Here is a 21983-nt window from a genome sequence, read left to right as displayed (position 1 = left end):
ATGGAATGCACATGCAAGGCACCGGAAGGATGGATGGGGGGTATGGGAGCCTTGAGGAGTTCAGGCGAGAGGTTATTATCCCTTATCTGAATAATCCCATCTCCGTTCTGGAAATAGGGCCATTTGTCAGGCCAACGCTCGGAAAAGCAGAGGCTGATTTGAAAACACTGGATTGCTACGATACCGACGAGCTGAGACAGCATGCAATCCGCATTGGAGAAAATCCGGATTCAGTGATACATGTGGACTATGTCTGCAAGGATGAGAATTATTGCAATGTGATCACTGACGAGTTCGACATGATCATCGCAGCCCATGTGGCTGAACATGTAGTTGGTTTTATCGGTTATTTCCAGACATTGCGAAAACTCCTAAAGCACGGTGGTCACTGCATGATTGTTCTGCCGGACAAGCGCTATAGTTTCGACAAATTCCGTAGTGACACAAGTCTGGCTTATCTGATTTTTCAGCACTTGCAGCCGGAATTTCCTGCGAAGGCATTTCATGCCTTGGAATCGGCGATGTTGTACGACAAGGGTTATATCAATGCGGAAAATGTTGTTGAAGAGAGATTGAGTATTGATTCTTTGAGGAAAGCACTTGATGGATGGCATCCAGGTGTTCATTCCCATGTTTTCCAGTTCGAAGATGTGATAGCCAAGGTATTTGCCCCGCTGTGTGCGATGGGATTGATTGATTTCGATGTTCTGGAGGCCAGGATGAGCCACCAGTTTGGTGAGTTTGTTGTCGTTCTCCGCGCGGGTCGAGAGTACACCAGTTGGGATTCCGTCAAGGATTTTTATTCATTGTCGCGAGACACTATTACTCCAAAAAGGGGATTGCTGCATGCGCTCGAGTCGAAAAAAAATATGCTGCGTCGTTGGTACTCGTCCAGAGGCAATCAAGATGGCTCCGGTGATCCGCGCACTAAGAAATGAGCCTTGGGCCGAGGTGCGAGTGCTAGCAACCGCCCAGCATCGCCAGATGCTGGATCAGGTTCTTGATTTTTTCGATATCAAGCCAGATATCGATATGAATATCATGAGACCAAATCAGACATTGGCGGAATTGACCGGACGTCTGCTCGTTCAGATGGATGAGGTGCTGGAGTCTGTAGATCCCGATGTCGTACTGGTGCAAGGAGATACTACGACTGTGATGGCAGTTTCACTTGCCTGTTTCTATCGCAGAATATCAATAGGCCACGTCGAGGCAGGGCTGCGGACATGGGATGTACAGAATCCATTTCCGGAAGAGGCAAATCGTGTGATTGCGGGAAAGCTTGCGCGCTGGCATTTTGCGCCTACGCAAGGTTCACGCCAGAATCTCCTGAGGGATGGAATAGCAGACAGCAGCATCACTGTGACAGGCAACACCGTCATCGATGCTTTGCTGATGGCCGCTGCAAAGGATCTGGACATTGGCGTGCCCATGGATCCGGAAAAGCGTCTGGTCTTGGTTACCTCACATCGCAGGGAGAATTTTGGGGAGCCATTGCGTCGCATCTGCCAGGCATTGAAAACCCTTGCACGCCAGAATCCAGAAGTCCAGTTTCTTTACCCGGTGCATCCAAACCCCAATGTTAAGGGTGCAGCCCATGAGTTCCTGAAGGATGAGTCAAATTTCATGCTTTGTGAGCCATTGGATTATGCGCCTTTTGTCGCGGCAATGAAGAGATCCTATCTGATTCTGACCGATTCCGGGGGCGTCCAGGAAGAGGCGCCTGCATTGGGAAAGCCGGTGCTCGTGCTGCGTGAGGAAACAGAGCGTCCTGAGGCAATTTCTGAAGGTGTCGTGAAGTTGGTGGGGGCAGATACTGAATACATCGTGCAACAGACGCAACGACTGCTGCAGGATGGAATGGCCTATAAGGAGATGGCGAGAGGTGTTTCTCCGTATGGTGATGGGAAGGCCGCTGCAAGAATAGTTTCTGTTTTAAGAGAGCAGATTTTGTGAAGATTCTGCTTGTTGCATATGAGTTTCCGCCAATATTGGCTGCCCAGGCTCTGAGATGGTTTTATCTATCCAATGAGCTGGCCAAGTTAGGGGTGAATGTTCATGTCATATGCCCGGACATATCTGCTGAGCATGCATTTCCAATGGATCTTGATGGGCGAATAGCCATTCATCGCGTTTGGCCTGGGCCATTCATTGGGTTGAGTCAAAGGCTTGCGAGTAAAAGGCATGGAAGGCCTGAAGATGTCACTGGGATAAAGTCATCTCATGCTTCATGGGCTTTTCGTGCCTATCGGTTGGTGCGATCGGTTCTGGATGCCGTCTTGTACCCTGATGTCAGATCTGAATGGTATCCGTTCGCCCTTCGAAAAATGAGGAAGTTGCTGAGGACGGAAGATTTTGATGTGGTGATAAGCTCCCATGAACCGGCGGTTGATATATTTGTCGGATGTCATGCCCGTCGCTTTAATATTCCTTGGGTCGTGGACTTGGGTGATCCCCTGCTGACTCCATATTCGCCGCGCTGGAGGCGTGCAGTGGACTCGATAGTCGAGAGAAAAGTGATCTCTTGCGCCACTTCCATTTGGGTGACAGGCGACAGCGTTTCGAATCTGCTGAAGCAGAGACATGGTGAAGGCATTGGAGAAAAAATGTCCGTGCTACCGCAGGGTTTTCCGTCCGAGCAGACGGATTTCATTGATCGCCCAAGTGGTCGCCGGTTCCTTCTTGTGTTCACGGGTAATTTTTACAGAGATTTTAGAAACCCGGTCGAGCTGGCAAAGGCGCTTTCACTAATGAAAGATCTGGATATATCTTTTATTATTGCTGGCAATAATTCTGCATTTGAAGACCTGTTTCATGATGTGGACGGTGTGAAATTCCTGGGACAAAGAAGTCATTTTGAATGCCTTGAATTGCAGCAACAGGCAGATGTTCTTGTGAATATTGGTAATGTGCAAAGTTATCAGATCCCAGGTAAGGTCTATGAGTATCTTGGTTCAAAAAAGCCAATATTGCATATCCAGACGGGAGAATGTTCCGATCCCGGTGCGGAATTGATCGAGAGCACGGGTGCGGGGGTTGTTGTGAAGAACAGCCACCAGGAAATAGAAAGGGTGCTGCGCCATATGTGCCTGCAATGGATGAATGACCCCGGAAAGCTGATGGAGTGTAGAAAGGAGTCTCTCATTCAGGACCATTCCTGGAGTCGTCGGGCTGTTGAATGCAAAAGACTGTTGCAGAAAATTTTGTAGAAAGATGCTGAATGCCATGGAAATGGAGCCCGATGATGCCACTTTTTATCTCCCAGGGGCAGAGGCTTTGCTCAATGGGATATGTGCATGAAGCTCGACGTTATATTTGCGGCTGATGCCCTCCGCCCTCCGTTGACTGGTATCGGCCGGTATACCTACGAGCTGGCAAGGCGGGTGAGACACCATGAGGATATCGAGAGGTTGCGCTATTTTTCCTCTGGGCGTTGGGTCAGTGATCCCTTGGGGGCGATGGAGACATCGGACCATGTGTCCATCGCTCTCAACAGGAAGAAGGCGGCTTTGCGCGACAGGCTTGCAGGAAGCCGGATAGCCGTGCGTATCTATGAGAGATTGGCACCTGCCATTTTTGAATGGCGACTGCGTGGTAACGAGAAATCTGTTTATCACTCTCCCAACTATATCGTTCCTCCCTTCAAGGGAAGGACGGTGAGTACCGTTCATGATCTTTCCCACATCATATGCCCACAGTTCCATCCACGGGCTCGGGTGGAATATATGAATATGGCCCTGGGCGACAGTCTGGGACGGGCCAATCATGTCATCACCGTATCCGAAACAGTCCGGCAGGAAGTCCTGGCACACGGTTTGATGCTGCCGGAGCAAGTCACGGCCATTCATTTGGCCGCAGGGAGTGATTTTCTTCCTCACTCCTCAAAAATGCTGGAGCCGGCCATGACGGCCTTGGGCCTGAGGGCCGGGGAATATAGCCTTTTTGTGGGGACCGTGGAGCCTAGAAAAAATGTGGAGCGCCTCGTTCAGGCTTATGGAATGCTGCCGAAGAGAATGAGAAGCGATTGGCCATTGGTGATTGCCGGGGCCAGGGGATGGAATTCAGATTCTATTCATGCATGCATTGAGAAGGCACAGGCGCAAGGGTGGGCACGCTATATTTCCTACGTTGACCAATCCTGGCTCCCTGCCTTGTATGCTGGGGCACGATTGATGGCCTATCCATCGCTCTATGAGGGCTTTGGCCTGCCCATTGTCGAAGCTTTGGCCAGTGGCACGCCGGTGCTGACATCCAGGGTGTCCTGCATGCCGGAAGTCGCGGGTGGCGCGGCTTGGTTGGTAGATCCTCTCGATCTGGAGGAGATCTCGCATGGCCTGGAGGTATGTCTTGCTGATGAAAGATGGCAGGAGCAGGCCAGGGCGCTGGGGCTGGCGCGATCCACGCAGTTTTCCTGGGAGAAGTGCGCAGAGCGTACGGTAGGCATCTATGCCCAGGTCGCGCAACTGGTGTGACGGCTAGCGCGGCGGGCGAAGCGGTCTTAGCCTAGCTCTGCCATGGGCAATGCTCAACAGGGAAGAGACTGCGGCATAGCGGACGGCATTGCCCCATGATCTGAAGATCTTGGAACGATTCACTCTTGCCGTATGTAGTGGCAGGGCCACTTCTCCTATCCGCAGGCCTTGCCGGCGCATGAGCAGCAAGGTTCCTATGTCCTGGTAGTCCAGCATCGTGGCTTGCGTGGAGGTTGCCGTCTCCAGGGCCTGTCGGTTGTATAGGCGGAAGCCGGAAACGAAGTCCCGCAGGCCAAAGCCGGTCAGCCAGCGAAGCCACTGCCACGCGATGCGTCGTACCAGGCTGTTGCGCTCGGAAAAATAGGCAACGACCATGTCTGCCTGTTCACGTTGCGCCAACAGGGCGGGCAGCTCCTCGACTTCATATCTGCCTTCGGCGTCGATGGTGACGACAGTCTGGAAGCCATGGGTCAGTGCATAGCGCAGTCCGGTCTGCAAACTGCCCCAATTGGTCATGGCCAGCAATGGGCGCAGCACCCGGGCCCCGCATTCTTCTGCTTCATGGCAGGTCGCATCGGTGCTGCGGTTGTCCACGACTAGAACCGAGGCCTTCACCAGCGCATGTACACGGCGTATCAGATGCCCGATCTCGGTCTCGTTGTTGCGTGTGGAGATGACGACCAGCAGATCCTGGCGTGGCTTGGTAGGGCGGGTATCCGGTGCCAGGCTGCGGTAGTGGCGTGCCACGCTTTGCTCGCAGGGGCCGATGCTGAAGAAACGGTGCAAGGCCTTGTGCCCCGACTGGCCCAGCCGCTGTCGCAGAGCGGTATTGTGCTGCAGGCGCGCGATGCTGCTGCGCCACGCATCCTGGTCCTCGAAGGGAACATGCAGGCCGGCGTGTGCGTGCGCAACCACCCAGGGCATGCCCGAGCCTGGGAGGTCGGTCACGATACAGGGCTTGCCATGCAGCATGGCCTCCAGCAAGACGATGCCGAAAGCTTCCGTGCGTTCGCGTGAAGCAAGGCAAAAGATATCGCAGCTGGCGAACAGCGCATGCTTTTCCCCGTCGGAGACGGCACCCGTCAGTCGCACGGATGTGGGTCTGCCTTCAGGCGTGCATTGGCGGATCAGTGCCTCCAGCGATGTGCGCAGCTCGCCTTCTCCCGCGATCAACAACTCCACGCCAGGCATGGTTGACACGGCACGGATCAGTGTTTCAAAACCTTTGTAGTAAGTGAGCCGGCCTACGGAGAGCAGGCGCAGTCTCGTGTCTGAGCGCCAGCCCTGGCTGGGTGACAGCGCCGCAGGAGGAGGAATATTTCGAAGGTCCAGGCCCAGCGGGACGATCTCACATTTGCCGCGCCAGGCGCGCAAGGCGTTGCTGGCCTTGAGATAGGGTGGCGAAGTGGCGAATACCTGTTGGGCCCGCTCCAGCAGGGCCTGCTCGAAAGGGCGGTACAGCATGTAGGCCAGGGCCACCGACCATTTGATGTTGGACACCACCACATCCGAGTGCCAGTGGATCACCCAGGGCACACGCCTGGCTATCGGCAGCGTGAGTGCCCACAACGCTGAATTGTTAGGCAGGTGCAGGTGCAGCACGTCGGGTTGGACGCGTTCGATGGCGCGGCCCAGCGCGCGCCGAAAGCCGATGGCCATCGGCGCATACACCAGATTGAACTGGACGGGGACACGTTCCAGCCAGGAGGGATCATCCGGCAGTGGATCGCCATGGACCAGAGCATGGGCATCTATGCCCTGTCGTCGCTGCTCATGGACCAGGTCGGCGAGAAAGACTTCCATTCCGCCCCTGTAGGGGGGAAAGAATTTGCCAACGTGGAGGATGCGGAGCGCCATCGTGCGGGCTGCCTACTTCGCTGCGGGCGCCGGGGTCAGTTGATTGCGGATCTGTCGGTACTGCGGATTCTGTGGCTCCAGGCGAATGGCCTGATCCAGATCCTTGAGCGCCTCGGGCAGATGGCCGAGACCGCGGTGGGCCATGGCCCGGCCATAGTAGGCCGGCGCGCTGGGGCTGTGGGAGATCAGGGCGTCCAGCAACTGTTTGGCTTGCGCGCTGTCGCCCTGGCCAACAAGGGCCAGCCCCATTCCCACGGTCGGGCGGGGAGCGTTCGGCGATGCCTGCAGCAGACGGCGGAAGTCATCGGCGGCGATGGCGTATTGCTGAAGGCCTATGGCGGCCTCCGCGCGCTTGAGGCGCATGGCCTGCTCCATCTGCTTGGCGTTGTCGCTGTCCTCGGAAGGCTCATTCAGCGCGAGCGAGTAGGCTTCGAATGCGGGGCGCAACTGGCCCATGGCCATCATGGCCTCGGCCTTCTGATAATGCAAAGCCTGTCCCTTGAAGCCCTTGGACTGCGCTGCATCAAAGGCATTCAAGGCTTCCGTGAACTTCCTTTGCTGGGAAAGAATGGCCCCCATGTTGAATAGTGCATTGCCACCCAGGTCCCCCAGGACATTGGCCGTGGCGAAATCCTGTACTGCCTGGTCCAGCAGGCCTTTGTCTGCGCGTGCGGTACCCAGGTTGAGAAAGGCGCGGCCACGGCCCACGGCATTGGCCGGGGCTTTCTTGTCGATCTTTTCGGCGGCATCCGCCCAGGAAGTACCGGCGTCCTGGAGGGACAGCACCCGCTCAAAAGACAGAGCCCCAAACACAATGCCGATGACGATGCCGACGATGTAGAGGGTGCGTGGTTTGACCCCCGTCAGCGCAATGGCCGCCAATCCCGGGATGGCCACAGCCCACAGATAGCTGCGATACAGAACGAAGGGGTCCTGCAGCCAGACCGTGGCGAATTCGGTCGCATACCAGAGCAGGGGAAACAGGAGGCAGAGCGCGACCAAGCCAATGACACCGGGGCGCTTGAGCAAGGCCCAGATGGAGCAGGCCAGCAGGGCCAGGTAGCCCAGCGCGCCGGCCAGATGCCAGATCGATCCGAAGCCGAGAGGGAATGCCGGTCGCAGATCGATGGACATCCAGCCCACATAGGGAACGATCCATAGAAAGCCATAGGCAAAAAACAGGGCCGCTTCATTGAGGATGCTCAGGGGATAGATCTGTGAGGTGATTCCGGGCCGAAGGGCTTCCAATTGCCTTGCATAGCCCTGGGATTGCTCATCGAAAATCTGGCCCACCAGACTGCCGAAGAAATGAAAGACTGCAGCCGAGGCAATGGCCAGCAGTAGTAAGGCCATTCCCACCATGACCATGGCAGCCTTCAGGCCGGGACGCCGCACAAAGATATAGAGCGGCACCACCATGGCGACCGTCAGAAAGGCATGCTCCTTGGACAGAATGGCGAGCACATAGCAGATCAATGCCGCGACATGCCAGAGGGCTCGCCCATTCTGAAGCCCGCGCACAAAGGCCCAGCACGCCAGCACGGCAAAGAGGGTTGCCATGACGATGGATCGCTGCACTAGATATCCAACGGCGTAGACCGCGACGGGGTTGAGCGCGAAAAGGACCAGACCCAGTTGCAGGGCTGCATCGCGCGACGCGCGGAAGTGGGGTTGCTCCTCGATGTCGTGCGGAAAGCGCGTCTGTGTCAGCAGTGCCCTGAACAAGACATAGAGAGCCGCCACGGTCGCGAGATGCAAGGCGATATTGAAGGCGCGCTGCTTCCACCAGCCGTCTCCGAAAATCTGTTCGATCCAGACGAAGCTGCCATACGACAGCGTGCGCTGCTTGAAGTCCAACAGGCTGCCATAGTTGCCGAAAATCGTTCCATCCGTCAGACGCATATCGTCGAACAGCAGCCCGTTGTTCAGGCCGGGCAGATACACCCCCAATATGGCCAGCAAAAGAAGGGCACTGAACCAGTAAATCGCTTTGGAGGGGGCAGCCATTGCTTCTTGTCTTGTCTCGGATGTGGCGGAACTTGGAATGGTGGGCCGGGAAATGGCCGCTCTTGGGAAGAGCGCAGGCAGTTTACCAGCCGAGCAACCCGCTACCGCAGCCTGCTGCGCCGGTTTGACGTGAGTGTTGTGAGAAGGCCTGAGATGAAAAAAGCCCCATGCTGCGTCAGGCGCGGCATGGGGCCGGGAGGCCATCAGATGGGCGTGAACGCCCCTGGCATTTTGCTTACAGGCCAGCCGCAGCACGCAGCGCCGCTGCCTTGTCCGTCCGCTCCCAGGTGAACTCGGGCTCTTCACGGCCGAAGTGGCCATAGGCAGCGGTCTTGCTGTAGATCGGGCGCAGCAGGTCCAGCATCTGGATGATGCCCTTGGGACGCAGGTCGAAGTGGGCGGCCACCAGCTTGGCGATCTCGGCGTCGGGGATGACGCCCGTGCCTTCGGTGTAGACCGTGATGTTCATCGGGCGTGCCACGCCGATGGCGTAGGCCACCTGGATCTGGCACTGGCGCGCCAGACCGGCGGCCACGATGTTCTTGGCCACGTAGCGCGCGGCGTAGGCGGCGCTGCGGTCCACCTTGGTTGGGTCTTTGCCGCTGAAGGCGCCGCCGCCATGGGGGCAGGCACCGCCGTAGGTGTCGACGATGATCTTGCGGCCGGTCAGGCCGCAGTCACCCTGGGGGCCGCCCACGACGAAGCGGCCCGTGGGGTTGATCAGGTACTTGGTGTCCTGCAGCCACTCGGAGGGCAGCACGGGCTTGATGATTTCCTCGATGATGGCTTCGGTGAAGCTGGACTTCATCCTGGTGGCCGATTCCGACTGGTCGGGGCTGTGCTGGGTGGACAGCACCACGGTGTCGATGCTGTGGGGCTTGCCGTCCACGTAGCGCATGGTCACCTGGCTTTTGGCGTCAGGACGCAGGAAGGGCAGGCGGCCGTCCTTGCGCAGCTGGGCCTGGCGCTCGACGAGGCGGTGCGCGTAGTAGATGGGCGCGGGCATCAGCTCGGGTGTCTCGTCGCAGGCGTAGCCGAACATCAGGCCCTGGTCGCCGGCGCCGGTGTTGAGCTCGTCATCGCTGGCCTTGTCCACGCCCTGGGCGATGTCCTGGCTCTGCTTGTCGTAGGCCACGAGCACGGCGCAGCCCTTGTAATCGATGCCGTAGTCGGTGTTGTCGTAGCCGATGCGCTTGATGGTGTCGCGTGCGACCTGGATGTAGTCGACGTTGGCGCCCGTGGTGATCTCACCTGCCAAAACCACCAGGCCCGTGTTGGTCAGTGTCTCGGCCGCCACGCGGCTGTACGGGTCTTGGGCGAAAATGGCGTCCAGGATCGCGTCAGAGATCTGGTCGGCCACCTTGTCCGGATGGCCTTCAGAGACGGATTCCGAGGTGAAAAGAAAATCGTTCGCCATGTGAATAAACTCCTTGGTTGCAGCTTTTTTTGATGGGCGTTGCCCAAGCTGCAGGAGCCCTGGCGAACGCTTTAGCAGACTTGTTTTACGTCGCTCTGCAAGTTGCTCAGTTAACTCAGCGACCCGCACATTTTAATGCCTTCCTTGTTCCGACTGTTTGCTGCACTGCCTTTGTGGCTATTGCACCCCCTTGGCTCGCTCATCGGCTGGGTGGCTTTCGTGGCCTCCGGCACGTACCGGCGCCGCTTTCTGGCCAATGCCCGCCAGGCCGGCTACGGCTTCGGCGCCGTGGCGCCGGCCGTGGGGCACGCGGGGCGCATGGTGGCGGAGCTGCCGCGCATGTGGATGGGCAGGCAGCCGAGCTGCCAGATGCACAACGAGGAATGCGTGCGCCGGGCCTACGCTGCCGGGCGCGGCATCATCTTTCTGACGCCCCACCTGGGCTGCTTCGAGCTGTCGGTGCAGCATGCGGCACGGCAATGGTCGGCCGAGCATGGCGCGATCACCATTCTTTACCGGCCCGCGCGCCAGCCCTGGCTGGCCCGCGTCATGGAGACGGCGCGCAACCGCCCCGGCGTGCAGGCCGTGCCGACCACGCTGGCTGGCGTGCGCCAGATGATCAAGGCGTTGCGCAAGGGCATGGCCGTGGGGCTGCTGCCCGACCAGGTTCCGCCCGAGGGGCAGGGCGTCTGGTCGCCGTTCTTCGGCCGTGATGCCTATACGATGACGCTGGCGGCGCGCCTGGCGTTGCAGACGGGGGCCGCGGTGATCGTGGCCCGTTGTGAGCGCTTGTCCTGGGGGCGGGGCTATGCGCTGTATCTTGAGGAGTTGCCCGTGCCCTTGTCCGAGAATCTGGAAGCTGCGGTGCAGCAGATCAACGAGGCGATGGAACACACCATCCGCCAATGCCCGCAGCAGTACCTGTGGGGCTATGCGCGCTACAAGCAGCCGCGCCGTGAATCAGCTGCCGGCGAGGTGGGTGCATGAGCGGGCGCATCGGCGTGTGGCTGATGCGGTCGCTGGCGTGGATGCCGCTGCCGTGGTTGCGGGGGCTGGGTGCGTTTCTGGGGCGGCTGCTGTTCGTGCTGGCCGCGCCGCGCCGCAAGGTGGCGCTGCGCAATCTGGCGATGTGCTTTCCCGAGCTGACCGAGGCGCAGCGCGTGGATCTGGCGCGCCGCAACTTCATCGTCTTTTGCCAGACCTGGCTGGACCGCAGCTGGCTGTGGGCGGCGCCGCGCGAGGTGGTGGCCGAGCGCGTGAAGCTGCAGGGTGCCGTGCATGAGCTCGATGGCGACACCCCGACCATCCTGTTCGCGCCGCATTTCTACAGCATGGACGCGGGCGGGCTGGCCTTGCCGCTGCACACCACGCGGCCCTTCACCTCGATCTTCTCCACCCATCCGGACCCGGCGGTCGATGAGTGGTTCATGTCGGGGCGCCAGCGCTTTGGCGACGTGCGCATGCTCAACCGCGCCGACGGGGTCAAGCCCATCATCTCCAGCCTGCGCAAGGGCGGTTTGCTGTACCTTTTGCCCGACATGGACTTCGGTCGCAACGACTCGGTCTTCGTGCCTTTCTTCGGCGTGAACGCGGCCACCATTCCCTCGCTGTCGCGCTTCGCGCGCCTGGGCCGGGCCAAGGTGCTGGGCATGTACACGCGCATGACGCCCACGGGCTATGTGGCCGAGATCACCCCGGCCTGGACGGATTTCCCCACCGACGATGTCGAGGCCGATACGGCCCGCATGAACCGTGAGCTGGAGGCGGCCATCCGCACCATGCCCGACCAGTACTACTGGGTGCACAGGCGCTTCAAGACCCGGCCCGAAGGCGAGCCTTCGGTCTACTGAAGGGGGCGGGACAGGAACTGCTCCAGCGCTTGCCGCACCGCATCGGGCTGCTCGTGCACGACCCAGTGCGAGGTGCCGGCCAGGTGCTGCACCGTCAGGCGCGGCACCCACGGCTCCAGACCTTCGACCAGGGCAGGCTGCAGCGCGGGGTCGCTGTCGCCCCAGAGCACATGCGTGGGCACGCCGATGTCCAGCATCTCGGGCGGCAGCCTCAGGTTGCGCAGTGCGTCGGCTGAGTCCGGATCTTCGGGCCGGGGCGGCACCAGGGGACTGGCGCCGTAGTAGTGGCAGGAGCCTTGCACGCCCAGGTCCCAGTGCTCGCGGTAGCGCTGCTGCAACTGCGGCGTGAGCCATCCGGGCAACTCGCCCTGCGGCGTGCGGAAAAAGCCCAGCATGCGCTGCCAGTCGTTCTCGGCCAGCAGGGTGGGCGCATCAGGTCGGCGCAGAAAATGCATGTACTGGCTTGCGGCCTGCTGCACGGGGTTGTGCAGCAGTTCGCGCAGAAAGGCGCCCGGATGCGGGGCGTTGAGGATCATCAGCCGCTGCATCAGCCCGGGATGGCGGTTGGCCAGACCCCAGGCCAGGGCACCGCCCCAGTCGTGGGCGATCACGCAGGCTGCGGGTGCGCCAGGGCTTTCGATGGCGATCAGCGCCGCCAGATCCTGCAGCAGGTGCTTGGCCTTGTACTGCTCCACACCGGCCGGCTGGCTGGAACGGCCAAAGCCTCGCAGATCGGGGGCGACGCAACGCCATTGCGTGCCGAACTGCTCCAGCATGCCTTCCCAGATGAAGCTGCCTTCAGGAAAGCCGTGCAGGAACAGCAGCAGTGGCTGGCCGGGTTCGCCGCTGACGCGGCAGTGCAGATGGATGCCGTGAGGCAGCTCGCGAATGCAGGTGTTCACCATGTTGCGCTCCTTGCGGGGCGCTGGCTACACGAGCGCCTCCAGGCGCTAATCTTGGGGGCTGTCGGTCGCGGCGGGCGTCGCAGTTGCGACGTTCGCGACGTCGGCGGGCCCGTCCGTGGCCGCCGGCGGATTCAGGCCTTCGGGATGGCTCCAGTGCCACAGCAGCTGGGCCACCTCGTCCACGCCCTGCTTCTTGAGCGCGGAGAACATGCGCACTTCGCCACCACCGGCGTTGAGCCGCGTGATGGACAGCACCTTGGCCTGCTCGGCGCGCGTGAGCTTGTCGGCCTTGGTCAGCAGCACGAGGAATTTCAGGCCTTCCTGCACGCGCGGACGCATGGCGTCGAGCAGGGCTTCGTCCAGCTCCGTCAGGCCCAGGCGCGGATCGCACAGCAGCACGATGGCCGACAGGCTTTCGCGGCTGACCAGATAGTTCAGCATCACGCGCTGCCAGCGCTGCTTGTCCGTGCGCGAGACGGCGGCATAGCCGTAGCCGGGCAGGTCGGCCAGCACGGCGTCGGTCACGCCCTGCTTGCCCAGGGAAAACAGGTTGATGTGCTGTGTGCGGCCAGGCTTCTTGGAGGCGAAGGCCAGCTGCTTTTGCTGCGTCAGCGTATTGATGCAGGTGGACTTGCCGGCGTTGGAGCGGCCCACGAACGCGATCTCGGGCACATCGACCTTGGGAAGATGGTGCAACTGCGCAGCTGTGGTCAAAAAGCGCGCCGTGTGCATCCAGCCCATGGCCAGCTTGGGATCGATCAGGGAGGAAGTGGGGGCGGCATCGCCAGCCGGCGCAGCAGGATTCATGGTGTGGTCAGTCTCTCGGGGCCTCATTGTAGGTTCCCCCATGGAACCGGCGCGCCCAGCGGGCTATAGGCAACGGTGCTGACAAAGCGTGGCGCATGAAACTGGCGCACTCCAAAGTCGGAGACAGCGAGCAAGGGCCGCCCCGCCGCGAGGCTGTCGTCCCCTCCCCCGCGAAGCGGGCAGAGAGGTGGAAGGCGCGCAGCGCCTCAGGGGGAGCCTAAACCTCTTCGCTCCAGCAAAAACCATCCCTCGCAATCATGGCGCTGGCTGCGCTGGGCCCCCAGCTGCCCGCCGCATAGCCGCGCGGCCCCGAGGTGTCGCTGCGCCAGTGCTGAAGGATGGGTTCCACCCAGCGCCAGGCCTGCTCCTGCTCGTCGCTGCGCACAAAGAGGTTCAGCCTGCCGGCGATCACGTCCAGCAGCAGGCGCTCGTAGGCGCCCACGCGCTTGGCACCGAAGCGCTGGTCGAAGTCCAGGTTCAGGTGCACGGGGGCCAGCGAAGGCTCGGCCTGCTGCTGGGTGGCGCCCTGTGCCAGCAGGTGCAGCTCCAGCCCGTCCTTGGGCTGCAGATTGATCACCAGGCGATTGGCTTCGGACAGGGGCGAGCGGAAGATCGGGTGGGGCACGGGCCGGAAGTTCACGACGATGCGCGCGTCCCTTCCTGCCAGCCGCTTGCCGGTGCGGATGTAGAAGGGCACGCCGGCCCAGCGCCAGTTGCAGATCTCGGTGCGCAGGGCGACGAAGGTCTCGGTCTGGCTGCCCGCCGCCACGCCTTTTTCCTGCTGGTAGGCCGGCACGGGCTGGCCCTGGCTGGCGCCGGCCAGGTACTGGCCGCGCACCACGTGCTGGCTCAGGGTTTCCGGCGTCCAGGGCCTGAGCGACTGCAGCACCTTGAGCTTTTCGTCGCGGATGGCATGGGCCGATGCGTTGATCGGCGGCTCCATGCCGATGGCGCACAGCAGCTGCAGCGCATGGTTTTGCACCATGTCGCGCAGCGCGCCGGTCTGGTCGTAGAACGCGCCCCGGCTTTCCACGCCCAGTTCCTCGGCGATGGTGATCTGGATGTTGGCAATGGTCTCGCGCCGCCACAGCGGCTCGAACAGCGCATTGCCAAAGCGCAGCGCCAGAAGGTTCTGCACAGAGGGCTTGCCCAGGTAGTGGTCTATGCGGAACACCTGCTCTTCGCGCAGCACCTTGCGCAGCGTGGCATTGATGGCCTGGTTGGAGGCCAGGTCGTGGCCCAGCGGCTTTTCCAGCACCACGCGGGTGCGCGGGCCGTTCAGGCCCACGGCGGCGATCTGCTCGCAGACCGTGGTGAACAGGCTGGGGGCGGTGGCCACGTACATCACCACCGTTTCTGCGTCGCGCGCGGCCAGCGCCTGTGCCAGCTTCCCGTAGTCGGCGGGCTGCGACAGGTCCATGCGCAGGTAGTGCAGCAGGTCTGCGAAGCGGGCGAATTCCTCGGGGCTGGGGCGCTTGGACAGCTCGACGCCGTCAAAGCGCGACTGGATGAGGGCGCGGTACTGGTCGTCGCTCAGGTCATCGCGGGCCACGCACAGGATGCGGCCGCCCTCGGGCAGGGTGCCGTGGCGAAACGCCTGGAACAGCGCCGGCATGAGCTTGCGCCATGCCAGATCGCCCGTGCCGCCAAACAAGACCAGATCGAAACCCATGTTGCCTCCCGAGGTGAATATTTTGGTAACTGAGTTACCAATTTTTGAGGAAATCGAATAAATTATAGAGGCACCACGTCATTTGATTGAAGCTTCAGATGATGATTGTTGTAATTTGATTACTTCTCTGCAAGCAGCCCTGTCGGTGAACCCCATGCTTATCCGTTGCGATCACGCCCTCGCCTGGCCTCTTTTGCAAAACCACGCCCGGGCCGTGATGCCCGATTTCGACCTGCGCGGTGCCTTCGCCTCTGACCCCGCCCGGTTCGCGCGCTTCAGCCAGGAGGCTCCGCACTGCTTTGCGGACCTGTCCAAGAATCTGTGGGACGCGCAGGCCGAAGACCTGCTGCTGCAGCTGGCCCGCGATTGCGAGGTGGAGCGCCAGCGCGACGCCATGTTCGCGGGCGAGGCCGTCAACTCCACCGAGGGGCGTGCGGCGCTGCACACGCTGCTGCGCCATCCGCCCGGCAATGCGCCGCCGGGTCTGGCCTGGGCGCTGGCCCAGGTGCACGAGACGCTGGATGCCATGCTGGCCTATGCCGAGCGCGTGCGTGCGGATGCGGACATCACCGACGTGGTGTGCATGGGCATAGGCGGATCGGGTCTGGGGCCGCAGATGGCGGTCCAGGCGCTGCAAGGCCTGGGCGATGCGCGCCGGCGCATGCACTTCGTCTCGAACGTGGATGGCCACGCGCTGCAGGCCGTGCTCGTGGGCCTGCAGCCGCGCAGCACGCTGTTCATCGTGGCCTCCAAGGTGTTCAACACGCAGGAGACGCTGACCAATGCGCGCAGCGCACTCGACTGGTTCCACGCAAACGGCGGCAGCGAGGTGTCCCGCCATTTCGTCGCGCTGACCACCCATGCCGCTGCGGCGGCGCAGATGGGCATCACCACCACCTTCGGCTTCTGGGACTGGGTGGGCGGGCGCTATTCGCTGTGGTCGTCCATCGGACTGCCGGTGGCCGTTGCCGTAGGCGCTGCCGCGTTTCGCGCCATGCTGGCCGGTGCGCACGCCATGGACATGCATTTCCGCACGTCGCCGCTGCAGGCCAACCTGCCCGTGCGCCTGGGCCTGCTCGACGTCTGGTACCGCAATCTGCTGGGCTTTGGCAGCCGCTGCATCGCGCCCTACCACGCAGGCCTGCGGCGCCTGCCGGCCTATCTGCAGCAACTGGAGATGGAGAGCAACGGCAAGCGCGTGGACCGGCAGGGCCGGCCGCTGGCGCTGGGCTCGGCACCCGTGCTCTGGGGTGAGCCCGGCACGGATGGGCAGCATGCCTTCTTCCAGATGCTGCACCAGGGCAGCGACATCGTGCCGCTGGAGATCATTGCGGTGAAGCAGGCTTCGCACACCTTGCCAGGCCACCAGGAACAGTTGCTGGCCAACGCGCTGGCCCAGGCCCAGGCCCTGATGCAGGGGCGCGCCAGCGAGGACGGGCACCGCCATTTCCCCGGCAACCGTCCCAGCAGCTTCCTGCTGCTGGACGCGCTCACGCCTGCGGCGCTGGGTGCGCTGGTTGCGCTGCAGGAGCACCGCGTGTTTGTGGCCGGCGCGCTGTGGGGCATCAACAGCTTCGACCAATGGGGGGTGGAGCTGGGCAAGCTGCTGGCGCGTGACCTTCAGCTGCGGCTGGGCAATGGCGACATGGCGGGGCTGGACGCCTCCACCGCCGGCCTGCTGCAGCGGCTGCGGGCCTGATGGCCTGAGGGCCTGAGGGCCTGGCCCCGCTCTACGCCTCCCGGAAACAGTTGACCGGCAGCCCTGGCACCTCGACGCGGCAATGCATCAGCGCCCCGGCAGGCACGGCGGCCCGGCGTTCTTCCTCGGGGCGGCCGTGCGCGGCGGAGGTGATGTAGAGCGTGCGCAGGTCTTCTCCGCCCAGGCAGACCATGGTGGGGCAGCGCACGGGCGTCTCGATGCGCTGCACGACTTCGCCCTGCGGGTCCAGCCGCAGCACGCAGCCGCCTTCGTACATGGCCACCCAGTAGTGGCCCCGGGTGTCGACGCAGGCACCATCGGGCCGGCCGCCGTACAGGCGCCCTTGCGTGCGGGGCGCGAAGGCCTTCCACAGTGCGCGGGGCCCCAGCGTGCCGGTGTCCAGGTCGAAGGCAAAGCGGTCTATGCGGTGTGCGGGCGTGTCGGCCCAGTACAGCCATGCGTCGTCGGGGCTGAAGGCCAGCCCGTTGGCCGTGGTGCAGTCGCCTGCCATGCGCTGGACCGCGTAGCCGCCGTTGTCCACCGCGCGCAGGCACCACAGTGCCGCCTCGGGCGCGGTCTTTGGTGCGAACAGGGAGCCGGCCCAGAAGCGGCCGGCTCGGTCGCAGCGGCCGTCGTTGAGGCGGAACTGGCGTGGATCGTGGTCCAGGCCGGCCAGCATGGTGATGTGGCCGGTGGCCGGATCCAGCAGGCCGAAGCCGTCTCGCAGGCCGATGACGATGCGGCCCTGGTCCGTGGGCGCGCAGCAGCCGGGCTCGCTGGGCGTGGCCCAGCTTTGCTGCTGGCCGCTGGCCGGGTCCCAGGCATGGATGCGCAGGCCCTGGATATCGCACCAGTAGAGCCGGCGATCAGCGGGGTGCCAGAAGGGCGATTCGCCCAGGGCGCTGGGAGGAACCGGGGCGATCTGCATGGCCATGGTCTGCTCGCTGGAAGTCATGGCCAGCATTCTAGGAGCGGCTCCCGCCAGACCGCTGCTCGCAGATAGTGTGTTGCGCAGATCAGGGATATCTCTAGCCAGGCATGTGCATAGAAGTATCAGCGGCCGGGCTGCCCGTACCAATGCACCCGCAGGCCTGTCCCCACAATCGGTCACCAGCGGCAGGGATGGACCGCGAAGACCACAGCATTCATTGCGAAGGAGACAGACATGCACAGCTTGCTCAGGGTGGGCGCGGCGCTGGCCGTGGCCGCATCGGCCGCCGGCGCACAGGCCGACACCGAACTCGTGATTGCGACCGTGAACAACGGCCACATGATCGAGATGCAGAAACTCTCTGCCCGCTTCGAGCAGGCCCACCCCGGCATCACGCTCAAATGGGTCACGCTGGAAGAGGGCATGCTGCGCCAGCGCGTGACCACCGACATCGCCACCAAGGGCGGCCAGTTCGACGTGATGACGGTGGGCCTGTACGAGGTGCCGATCTGGTCGAGGAATGGTTGGCTGCTGCCGATTGCCACCGATGCCGCCTATGACGCAGACGACTTGCTGCCTTCCATCCGCAAGGGCCTGTCGCACGAGGGCAGGCTCCACGCCCTGCCGTTCTATGGCGAGGCATCGATGCTCATGTACCGCCGTGATCTGGCCGAAAAGGCGGGTTTCACCATGCCCGCGCAGCCGAGCTGGGAGCAGGTGCGGGAATTTGCCGCCAAGGCCCATGATCCCAAGGCTGGCGTCTACGGCATCTGCCTGCGCGGCAAGCCGGGCTGGGGTGACAACATGGCCCTGGTCACCACCATGGTCAACACCCACGGTGGCCAGTGGTTCGACATGCAATGGAAGCCGCAGCTGGACACACCGGCCTGGAAGAAGGCGGTGGGTTTCTATGTGGAGCTGCTGAAGTCCTACGGGCCGCCCGGCGCATCGGCCAACAGCTTCAACGAGAACCTGGCGCTGTTCAACGAGGGCAAGTGCGCGGCCTGGGTCGATGCCAGCATTGCGGCCTCGTTCGTGGGCGATCCACGGCAGTCCAAGGTGGCCGGCAAGGTGGCGTATGCGGCCGCTCCCGTGGCCTCCACGCCCAAGGGGGCGACGTGGCTGTGGACCTGGAACCTTGCCATTCCCGCCAGCTCCAGGAAGGTGGATGCGGCCCAGGCCTTCATCAAATGGGCCACTTCCAAGGAGTATGTGCAGCTGGTGGCGCGCGAGCATGGCTGGCGCGCCGTTCCCACGGGCACGCGGCAGTCCACCTATGCGAGCGCCGAGTTCCAGAAGGTCGCGGACTTTGCCGGCGCCGAGAAAAGCGCCATCGACAGCGTGAGCCTGAGCGATGCGACCGAGCCGCGCTCACCCTACATCGGCGTGCAGTACGTGGCCATCCCCGAGTTCCAGGCCATAGGCATTGCCGTGGGGCAGCAAGTCAGTGCGGCGCTGTCGGGCAAAGCCACGGTGGAGCAGGCGCTCAAGACCTCGCAGACCCTGGCGGACCGCGAGATGAGGAAAAGCGGCTACTACAAGTGATGGCTGCCTCGATGCTTCGACCAAGCCCCGCGCCCATGACGCGCCTGCTGCCCCGCGCGCTCATGGCTCCCGCCGTGGCCGTGCTGCTGTGCTGGATGCTGGTGCCGCTGCTGATGACGGTGTATTTCTCGTTCGTCGACTACAACCTCATGCAGCCGGGCGGCCACCCCTTCGTGGGCCTGCGCAACTACGAGTTCTTCGTCACCGACCCGGACTTCATGCCCGCCGTGCGCCAGACCCTGGTGTTCCTGGCCAGCGTGGTGTCGATCACCGTGGTGCTGGGCGTGCTGCTGGCGCTGCTGGTCAACGAGCCATTTCCGGGCCGCGGCATGGTGCGCGTGCTGCTGATCTCGCCCTTCTTCGTGATGCCCGCCGTCAACGCGCTACTGTGGAAGCACATGATGATGAATCCCATCTACGGCGTGCTGGCCAGCCTGTGCAGGGCGCTGGGCCTGGAGCCTGTGGACTGGCTGACCGAGGTGCCGCTGCTGTCCGTGGTCATCATGGTGTCCTGGCAGTGGCTGCCTTTTGCCTGCCTGATCTTCATCACCTCGCTGCAGTCGCTGGACCGCGAGCAGATGGAGGCGGCGCGCATGGACGGCGCCAATGCCCTGCAACGTTTCCACCACCTCACGCTGCCCCATCTGGCCCGACCGATGGCGGTGGTGGTGATGATCGAGATGATCTTCCTGCTGGGCGTGTTTGCGGAGATCGCCATCACCACGGCGGGAGGCCCGGGCAACGAGAGCACCAACCTCACCTATCTCATCTACAAGCAGTCGCTGATGCATTTCGACGTGGGCGTGGCCTCTGCGGGGGCATTGTTCGCCGTGGTGCTGGCCAACATCGTTGCCGTCTTCCTGATCCGCATCGTCGGCAAGAGCCTGGACTGAGCGCATGACGGCCCCTTCTCTTTCCACCGCCTTGCGTGCCGCCGCGGCCTGGGCGCTGGCGCTGCTGCTGTTCTTTCCGCTGGGCTGGCTGTTCCTGACCGCGTTCAAGACCGAGCTGCAGGCCATTGCCGTGCCGCCGCTGTTCGTGTTCGAGCCCACGCTGGCCAACTTCGGCGAGGTGCAGCAGCGCAGCAACTACCTGCTGCACGCACGCAACTCCTTGGTCACCAGCCTGGGGTCCACCCTGGCGGGCCTGGCCATCGCCGTGCCCGCCGCCTACTCGATGGCCTTCTTTCGCACGCGGCGCACACGCGATGTGCTGATGTGGATGCTGTCCACCAAGATGATGCCCGCCGTGGGCGCATTGCTGCCCATCTACGTGCTGGCCCAGGGCGCCGGCCTGCTGGACACGCTCACGGTGCTGACCGTGGTCTTCACGCTGTCCAACCTGCCCATCATGGTGTGGATGCTCTACAGCGCGTTCAAGGACATCCCGCACGAGATCCTCGAAGCCGCGCGCATGGATGGCGCCTGCCTGTGGGCCGAGTTCCGCCATGTGGTGCTGCCGCTGGCGTTGGGCGGCATTGCCTCCACGGGCCTGCTGTGTCTGGTGCTGAGCTGGAACGAGGCCTTCTGGTCGCTCAACCTCAGCAGCGCGCGCGCCGGCACGCTGGCCACGCTGATCGCCTCCTACTCCAGCCCCGAGGGGCTGTTCTGGGCCCGTCTTTCGGCCGCCTCGCTTTTGGCCATCGCGCCCATCGTGGTGTTCGGCTGGTTCAGCCAGAAGCAACTGGTGCAGGGCATGACCTTCGGCGCCGTCAAGTAGCCGCTCTTCAAACCAAGAAAACCATGGCCTATCTGCAACTGCAAGACATGCGCAAGAGCTTTGGCGAGGCGCACATCATCCGTGGCGTGGACCTCGCCATCGAGCGCGGCGAGTTCATCGTCTTCGTCGGCCCCTCGGGCTGCGGAAAATCCACGCTGCTGCGCCTGATCGCGGGGCTGGAGTCCGTCAGCGCGGGACATCTGCTGCTCGATGGGCGCGACATCACGCACACGCCCTCGGGCCGGCGCGATCTGGCCATGGTGTTCCAGAGCTATGCGCTGTACCCGCACATGAGCGTGTACGACAACATGTCCTTTGCGCTGCGCCTGGCGGGCGTGCCGCGCAAGGAGATACTGCGCAAGGTCGGCCGGGCGGCAGAAACGCTCAATCTCACGGCCTGCCTGGAGAGCCGCCCGGGCGAGCTGTCGGGCGGGCAGCGCCAGCGCGTGGCCATCGGACGCGCCATCGTGCGCGAGCCCAAGGTCTTCCTGTTCGACGAGCCGCTGTCCAATCTGGATGCGGCGCTGCGCGGCAACACGCGCGTGGAAATCCTCAAGCTGCACCGTGCATTGGGCGCCACCACCATCTATGTGACGCACGACCAGGTGGAGGCCATGACCCTGGCCGACCGCGTGGTGGTGATGCGCGACGGTGCCATCGAGCAGGTGGGCTCTCCTCTGGAGCTCTATGACCGCCCGGCCAACCGCTTTGTCGCGCAGTTCATCGGCATGCCGCCGATGAACCTGCTGGCGGCCCATGCCGTGCCGGGCCTGTCGGCCAGCACGCAGGGGCGCTTGCCGCGGGACGGCACGCTGGGCATACGCCCCGAGGCGCTGCGCCTGTCCCGGGCAGATGCAGGTCCCGGTGATGGGGCTGGCGTCCAGGGGCGCGTGGACCTGATCGAAGCCTTGGGTGCCGACACGCTGGTCCATGTGGATGTGGCCGGCGTGCCGCTGGTGGCGCGCCAGACCGAGCGCATGCCGCTGGCCGTGGGCGATGGGGTGGGGGTGTCCCTCGACCCGGGCTGCATGCTCCATCTGTTCGACCGCGATGGCCGTGCGCTGGCGGCCTGCTGAGCCTGGCGGCCGAGCCCTGCCTTCTT

At 62.8% G+C, this 21983-nt stretch carries 18 protein-coding genes; 11 read left to right on the top strand and 7 right to left on the bottom strand.

Features of this window, described 5'->3' with window-relative positions; all coding sequences use genetic code 11:
- The first annotated feature begins 5 nt into the window (after positions 1-5).
- The 4 genes from AC5I49_RS28025 (at position 6) to AC5I49_RS28010 (ending at position 4472) form a co-directional block, all read left to right on the top strand.
- On the top strand, positions 6-938 hold the full coding sequence (locus AC5I49_RS28025; protein ID WP_495790194.1) for a methyltransferase domain-containing protein: 933 nt from the start codon (positions 6-8) through the stop codon (positions 936-938).
- Positions 907-1956, top strand: a complete 1050-nt coding sequence (wecB, locus tag AC5I49_RS28020; RefSeq protein ID WP_310044579.1) for a non-hydrolyzing UDP-N-acetylglucosamine 2-epimerase — start codon at positions 907-909, stop codon at positions 1954-1956. Before AC5I49_RS28025 ends, wecB begins: the two co-directional genes overlap by 32 nt.
- Positions 1953-3209, top strand: a complete 1257-nt coding sequence (locus AC5I49_RS28015; RefSeq protein ID WP_495790193.1) for a glycosyltransferase — start codon at positions 1953-1955, stop codon at positions 3207-3209. Before wecB ends, AC5I49_RS28015 begins: the two co-directional genes overlap by 4 nt.
- An 87-nt stretch (positions 3210-3296) precedes the next feature.
- On the top strand, positions 3297-4472 hold the full coding sequence (locus AC5I49_RS28010) for a glycosyltransferase family 4 protein (protein WP_047326748.1): 1176 nt from the start codon (positions 3297-3299) through the stop codon (positions 4470-4472).
- A gap of 3 nt (positions 4473-4475) precedes the next feature.
- Here AC5I49_RS28010 and AC5I49_RS28005 read toward each other — a convergent pair whose 3' ends face one another.
- The 3 genes from AC5I49_RS28005 to metK all read right to left on the bottom strand — a co-directional run bounded on the left by AC5I49_RS28005 (position 4476) and on the right by metK (position 9753).
- Complete coding sequence (locus AC5I49_RS28005) at positions 4476-6275, bottom strand: glycosyltransferase (RefSeq protein ID WP_392406311.1); 1800 nt, start codon at positions 6273-6275, stop codon at positions 4476-4478.
- Positions 6276-6341: 66 nt separating this feature from the next.
- Positions 6342-8336, bottom strand: a complete 1995-nt coding sequence (locus tag AC5I49_RS28000; RefSeq protein ID WP_495790192.1) for a tetratricopeptide repeat protein — start codon at positions 8334-8336, stop codon at positions 6342-6344.
- Between the two features lie 235 nt (positions 8337-8571).
- Positions 8572-9753: a methionine adenosyltransferase gene (gene metK / locus AC5I49_RS27995; protein ID WP_017403953.1), complete on the bottom strand. Its 1182-nt coding sequence runs from the start codon at positions 9751-9753 to the stop codon at positions 8572-8574.
- Positions 9754-9888: 135 nt separating this feature from the next.
- Here metK and AC5I49_RS27990 point away from each other — a divergent pair, with 135 nt between their 5' ends.
- A complete protein-coding gene (locus AC5I49_RS27990) occupies positions 9889-10740 on the top strand; it encodes a lysophospholipid acyltransferase family protein (RefSeq protein WP_495790191.1) in 852 nt (283 codons plus the stop codon).
- Positions 10737-11603, top strand: coding sequence for a lysophospholipid acyltransferase family protein (locus AC5I49_RS27985; protein ID WP_017403955.1), 867 nt, complete (start codon positions 10737-10739; stop codon positions 11601-11603). The genes AC5I49_RS27990 and AC5I49_RS27985 overlap by 4 nt, the downstream gene beginning before the upstream one ends.
- On the opposite strand, the gene AC5I49_RS27980 is transcribed toward AC5I49_RS27985, so the two are convergent.
- From AC5I49_RS27980 to zwf, 3 genes are all read right to left on the bottom strand, one after another.
- On the bottom strand, positions 11597-12508 hold the full coding sequence (locus AC5I49_RS27980) for an alpha/beta fold hydrolase (RefSeq protein ID WP_074921495.1): 912 nt from the start codon (positions 12506-12508) through the stop codon (positions 11597-11599). The genes AC5I49_RS27985 and AC5I49_RS27980 overlap by 7 nt on opposite strands.
- A gap of 45 nt (positions 12509-12553) precedes the next feature.
- Complete coding sequence (gene yihA / locus AC5I49_RS27975; protein WP_017403957.1) at positions 12554-13315, bottom strand: ribosome biogenesis GTP-binding protein YihA/YsxC; 762 nt, start codon at positions 13313-13315, stop codon at positions 12554-12556.
- 217 nt (positions 13316-13532) lie between these two features.
- Positions 13533-14987, bottom strand: a complete 1455-nt coding sequence (zwf, locus tag AC5I49_RS27970) for a glucose-6-phosphate dehydrogenase (RefSeq protein WP_016445520.1) — start codon at positions 14985-14987, stop codon at positions 13533-13535.
- Between the two features lie 154 nt (positions 14988-15141).
- Here zwf and pgi point away from each other — a divergent pair, with 154 nt between their 5' ends.
- Entirely contained in the window at positions 15142-16686 is a 1545-nt protein-coding gene (gene pgi / locus AC5I49_RS27965; RefSeq protein WP_034364876.1) for a glucose-6-phosphate isomerase, read from the top strand.
- A 31-nt stretch (positions 16687-16717) separates the two neighbouring features.
- Here the strand turns inward: pgi and AC5I49_RS27960 are convergent, their stop codons facing one another.
- Entirely contained in the window at positions 16718-17620 is a 903-nt protein-coding gene (locus AC5I49_RS27960) for an SMP-30/gluconolactonase/LRE family protein (protein WP_495790235.1), read from the bottom strand.
- Between the two features lie 231 nt (positions 17621-17851).
- Here AC5I49_RS27960 and AC5I49_RS27955 point away from each other — a divergent pair, with 231 nt between their 5' ends.
- The 4 genes from AC5I49_RS27955 to AC5I49_RS27940 are packed head-to-tail and all read left to right on the top strand — an operon-like array spanning position 17852 to position 21957.
- Positions 17852-19162, top strand: coding sequence for an ABC transporter substrate-binding protein (locus AC5I49_RS27955; protein ID WP_046238830.1), 1311 nt, complete (start codon positions 17852-17854; stop codon positions 19160-19162).
- A 35-nt stretch (positions 19163-19197) separates the two neighbouring features.
- Positions 19198-20055, top strand: coding sequence for a carbohydrate ABC transporter permease (locus AC5I49_RS27950; RefSeq protein ID WP_016445524.1), 858 nt, complete (start codon positions 19198-19200; stop codon positions 20053-20055).
- A gap of 4 nt (positions 20056-20059) precedes the next feature.
- On the top strand, positions 20060-20881 hold the full coding sequence (locus AC5I49_RS27945) for a carbohydrate ABC transporter permease (protein ID WP_047217121.1): 822 nt from the start codon (positions 20060-20062) through the stop codon (positions 20879-20881).
- 23 nt (positions 20882-20904) lie between these two features.
- Positions 20905-21957 (top strand): ABC transporter ATP-binding protein, encoded by a 1053-nt coding sequence (locus AC5I49_RS27940; protein WP_495790190.1) that lies wholly within the window; start codon positions 20905-20907, stop codon positions 21955-21957.
- Positions 21958-21983: the final 26 nt, after the last annotated feature.

The organism is Delftia sp., from assembly GCF_059499305.1.
This window is presented reverse-complemented; position numbering and strand designations above follow the sequence as displayed.